4 protein-coding genes are annotated in these 3,317 nt (G+C 61.8%); 2 read left to right on the forward strand and 2 right to left on the reverse strand.

All coding sequences use genetic code 11. The features are described 5' to 3' along the window. The coding region (locus ABD979_RS19935) for a hypothetical protein (RefSeq protein WP_345509301.1) at nucleotides 1-717 on the forward strand (717 nt) is incomplete at its 5' end. A gap of 131 nt (nucleotides 718-848) precedes the next feature. Here ABD979_RS19935 and ABD979_RS19940 read toward each other — a convergent pair. Next, nucleotides 849-1,163 carry a hypothetical protein gene (locus ABD979_RS19940; RefSeq protein WP_345509302.1) on the reverse strand — a complete coding sequence of 105 codons (315 nt, stop codon included), beginning with the start codon at nucleotides 1,161-1,163 and terminating at the stop codon, nucleotides 849-851. Between the two features lie 167 nt (nucleotides 1,164-1,330). On the opposite strand from ABD979_RS19940, the gene ABD979_RS19945 reads away from it, so the two are divergent. Further along, complete coding sequence (locus ABD979_RS19945) at nucleotides 1,331-2,077, forward strand: TIGR02391 family protein (RefSeq protein ID WP_345509303.1); 747 nt, start codon at nucleotides 1,331-1,333, stop codon at nucleotides 2,075-2,077. A 222-nt stretch (nucleotides 2,078-2,299) separates the two neighbouring features. On the opposite strand, the gene ABD979_RS19950 is transcribed toward ABD979_RS19945, so the two are convergent. After that, nucleotides 2,300-3,058: a hypothetical protein gene (locus tag ABD979_RS19950; RefSeq protein WP_345509304.1), complete on the reverse strand. Its 759-nt coding sequence runs from the start codon at nucleotides 3,056-3,058 to the stop codon at nucleotides 2,300-2,302. Nucleotides 3,059-3,317: the final 259 nt, after the last annotated feature.

Raw genomic sequence — 3,317 nt, forward strand, 5'->3', positions numbered from 1 at the left:
CACAGCAAAGGCACGAAGCCAGTCATTCCGGGGGTCACACTCGCGGTCACCAACCACAGCCCAGCACCTTCAGGCTGCATTGGCGATCCTCACAGTCCTTCCGCCGCGGATCCTCCCGGTGACCTGCATGTGATAGCTCAAGGACTCGATGGGGCCAAGCGCAGTAAGAAGGAGGCGCTGGAGACCGCACCCGGTAAGACTCACTGCGTGCCCAGCGACCGCGTCGAATACCTCCTCCATCTGGAGGGCCTAGATGACAAAGCTCTCTGGGCCGCGAGTCGGGCAGCGCTCACCCTCGTCCAAGACGAGATGGCCACGGCAGAGACCGACATCCCATGGTCCATGCGCGACGCCTGGCCCCCGCAGGCGATCCATGCCGCCGAACGGCTGATCGACCGCTTCGTCCCCAAGCACCAACGTGAAGAGCCGTACTTGCAGACCGGCCTCCAGCCGATTACTGACCCCGCCGTGCGCGACGCCTTCATAACGTTCGCTGCGCACGCCTACGACGCCACCTTTTGGCGTACTGATTGCGCCGAGGTTGCCAGCCTCGCCGATGAGGGCACCTCTTTCGCCATCCACCTCACCGAGAGCCAGCGCAGGACGATCACCGCCATGATCGGCGAGAATCGCATCGTCACGCTGGCGGAATGGGACAACACCCACCCCTCGTTCTGGCGATCGCTCATCGACCTTTTCACCAGTCCGGACAAGTAGGCAGCGGCCATGTCACTCCGCCGCGTTCGACGGGCTGCCGTAGGAACACCGTGCACGGCCGACTGAGCTGTCGGTTACTGCGCGCCGGACGCAGGGCCGCGTTACTGCGGCTGACTGATCAGCGCGAAGGCTCATAAGGTCGCCGCGGCCACATCCCAAATCGCCTTTCCGAGGCCCATTATGGCTACGAGCAACAGCAGCATCCAACCAACTAGAACCGACTGAACGTGCCGAATGCCTGCGGCGGTGTCCTGGTCTCTCCACGACCGCAACTCTCGACGTGTTGCCCATCGGCGCCACCACCAGCGTTGCTCTGCCACGAGTTCATCTTCAGAGTTCCACCAGTCGACGGCAGCACGATAGGCCCGACCTGCCTCCCTGCCGGACGTCTTGGTCTGAAGGAACGTCGCCACAAGCGCCAAAAGCGCTACCACCACGGTGAACATGGGACGAGGATTCCACCGGCCGCCGACAGCCTCAGGCGTCCGAAGGGATCTCCGCACCACTCGTCAATGCGGTCAGTAGCTGCCTGCAGGACATCGACTGCCTGGGACAAGGATTGGCCGTAGTCTCAATCGAGCCGGATATTGGGGCAATAAGCGATACTGAGAGCATGCCTCTACCGTCATCACGCAGCCAACACCCTCCTGCCCGTGGCGCCTTCACCAGCGGCCCGTTCGCGGCGATGGGAACGGATACGGTCACCGTCATCCGAAACGAGGGCACGGACGACCAGGAGTCCTTTGCAGTCGAAGGACATATCCAATCCAAGGCCGGCTTCTTCGATGTCGATACACCCATCTTCGAAGGCGACGTCATCCTCGTGCCTGATCCGCGACGCTCCGAGGGCACGGAGAGGCGTTTCGCGGCCGAGGTGAAGCTGAACAACTTCGGCCCCGCTGAGATGAGACACGTCAAGGTCGTGTGGGGCGCTTCACCCGCCCCGCGCGTGGCCCCGGTGAGGCGCCTGACCTTCGAGAGCCTCCACCCCGCTGTCCAGAGGGCAGCCGGGGACCTGTTCGCGGACGGGCATTACGAGACAGCGGTGAGTGAGGCCTTCAAGTCAGTGGAGGTGCGCGTTCGCAAGGCCGTGGCAGTAGACAAGTCTGGTGCCGCGCTGATGGGCGACGCGTTTCGCTCCGACGGAAGCGTCCTGGACGTTGCTAGCCATGAAGGCCGCAGTGGGGAGGACGAACGCGAGGGCTTCCTGCACATATTCCGCGGAGCCATGATCGGGATTCGTAACCCAGGTGCACACGAGCTGTTCAAGCCAGGCGATCCCCAGCAAGCTCTTGAGTACTTAGGTTTCGCCAGCCTGCTCCATCGCCGTGTCGATGTAGCCGAAGCCAGGAAGCCCTAGATGGCTGCGGGTGAGCCTATCGACTAGGTGTGGGTACCGGCGGGCTCCTCGAGATGCTTGGGATCTGGAGCGAGCCCGGCCTGAACACCAACATCGCGCCACGGCGTCAGTCATTCGATGGTTCAGGTGCGCCTCATGATGCGTCATATCGCCGCCAAGGGCAGTGTCCTTCCGCAGCAGTCTGCGCCTGCGCGCTTCGAGCACCTTGGGACGAGCACACGCCTATCGCGACAGTGATCTCACCTTGGTGACGATCCGTCGCCGCAGTCGATCGCACTGCTCAACGTCATTGGCATCCGTCATGACAGGGGCGCCAAATGGCGCGGCGCCGCGCTGCAGAAGGGCTTCCAGGTCGGTGAGCATCGAGGCCACATTTGCAAGACCCTCGATGTACTTGGCGTCGCTCAGCAAACTGAAGGGCAACGCTTGTGCGACGAGAGTCCGGTCGTAGCGGTCGTAAAGGAGCCCGGCCTTCAAGAACACGAGAGTGTCTTTGACCGCCTGTAGTAGATCACCAAAGTCTCGCTCTAGATGGATCGGGTCAAGGAATGCCGGCCGGTCGAAGGCGATCCGCAGCTTCCTGCGGTGGTCGTGGTCAGCAGTGACCTGATGTTCGTCAAGCCACTCGGTGTAGTAGGTGCTTGCGACCGTGTACATCCTGTTGAGTTGTTCTATTGCGTCGTCCCAGAACCTAATTCCTACCGCAAATGGGTACTCGCCTGAACGATCCAACCCGTGCGCCAGATCTTGAAGGTGGACATCCCGCCGTGCGGTTGTCCATAGGATGAAGTAGTCTAACGCTGGCGCGAATTCACGCGCCTTTTCACATTCGCTAGCCAGAGCGCCCGATCCCAGTGATTCGTGCGTCCATTTGCACTGAAGTCCAATGTTCTTGCCTGCGTGGTCGCGTGCAAAGACGTCCACCCCGTGCTGTCTTTGCCCCGTCCTGCCGTACTCCGTAACTGTGTGCTCGTCGTACATGACCCGAGCGAAGCCAGCGACTAGCGTCTGATAGGTCTGCCATTCACCCGGGGGCGGGTAGTGATACGCCACTTTAGGATCCAATCACTTCAATGATGATGTGAGGCGTCATGCTGTCACGATGGTGGCCCTCCCGACCAGTAGTCACGCCACGTGAAGGCCACCCCAGAAGCCGTGGTGTCCGCGTCACTCCGGCTCCCCTTTGTCGTCAATGGGTGGCCGAGGCGCTTCCGGAGCGTGAAGTCTTCCAGGGCATCGG

Source organism: Terrabacter aeriphilus (assembly GCF_039542985.1).
In the GTDB taxonomy this organism is placed as follows: Bacteria; Actinomycetota; Actinomycetes; order Actinomycetales; family Dermatophilaceae; genus Terrabacter; species Terrabacter aeriphilus.